The sequence below is a fragment of the Bartonella sp. AA89HNZF genome (assembly GCF_042196905.1).
GTDB lineage: Bacteria > Pseudomonadota > Alphaproteobacteria > Rhizobiales > Rhizobiaceae > Bartonella.
In genome coordinates, this window is record NZ_JBHIRD010000034.1 from 1 (window position 1) to 1,125 (window position 1,125).

At 39.9% G+C, this 1,125-nt stretch carries 1 pseudogene; it reads right to left on the bottom strand.

Going from position 1 to position 1,125, the window contains the following annotated elements:
• Nucleotides 1-1,125, bottom strand: a pseudogene (locus tag ACFIN0_RS09090) (hypothetical protein); the annotation flags it as partial.

A 1,125-nucleotide genomic window follows, 5' to 3' on the forward strand; every position in this document is an offset into this window, starting at 1 on the left:
TGACCTTCTTCATATTTAGCGCCACCACCTAAATAAGTTGCAACACTCTTATTGGTCGCAAAAAGCTGGTTACCCGTTACTGCATCCGTCGAGCCAGATTTAATGTCCCCATCTAATAGAGATGTAAGCTTGCTATTTGTCTTCGCATCCCCTGATCCATGCGTCGCTACAAAGGCTTTAGCCGTTTCACTCCACAACAAGGAATCACCTTGAACTGATTGAGTAATATTACTTATTTTTTCATCAAACTTTTTGACCTCATTAGACAGATGCGTATTTACATTCTGGACACTCGTATCAAGACCCGCAAACGCACTTCCAACATCGTTATAAGTATTATCCGTTACCGCACCATCATTAGTAATAGTAGAGATTTTATAAGAAGGAGCTGTCCAAGCGCCATTTTCATACTTAGCATTACCACCAAAATATGTTGCTACCTGATCGCCCAATTTATGAAGCTGATTACCCGTTACTGCATCCGTCGAACCAGATTTAATGTCCCCATCTAATAGAGATGTAAGCTTGCTATTTGCTTTCGCGTCCCCTGATCCATGCGTTGCAACAAAGGCATTCGCCGTTTTGCTCCAGTTCAAGGAATCACTTTTCACATCGGCAATGTCTTTGCCTATTTCATTCTTAATATTCGTAAAAGAGCTACCTACACCGGAAAATGCCTCCGCTACATTACCATAGCTTTTCTCTTCATCATGACCTTCAGAATTGATTATTTTAACCTTGAATGTAGGGGCTGTCCATGTGCCATTCTCATATTTAGCGTTACCACCTAAAGATTTTGCAACATTATCACCTAACGCATGAAGCTGATTACCCGTTACTGCATCCGTTGAAATAGCAGAAATATCTCCATTTTGAAGAGATGTAATCTTGCTGTTTTCTTTCTTGTCTCCATGTATCGCTACAAAAGAACCTTTGGACTTATCCCACAACAAAGCGTCATTTTTAGCAGCCGTAATGTCCTTTTCAATCTCTTTGCTAATTTCATCCTTAATATTATTAAATTTATCTTTAACATTCTCGAATGAAACACCAACACCGGCAAAGGCAGATGCGACACTGTCATAAGTCGAGTCAGAAACACTGCCATCAGATGCAAATTTTTTA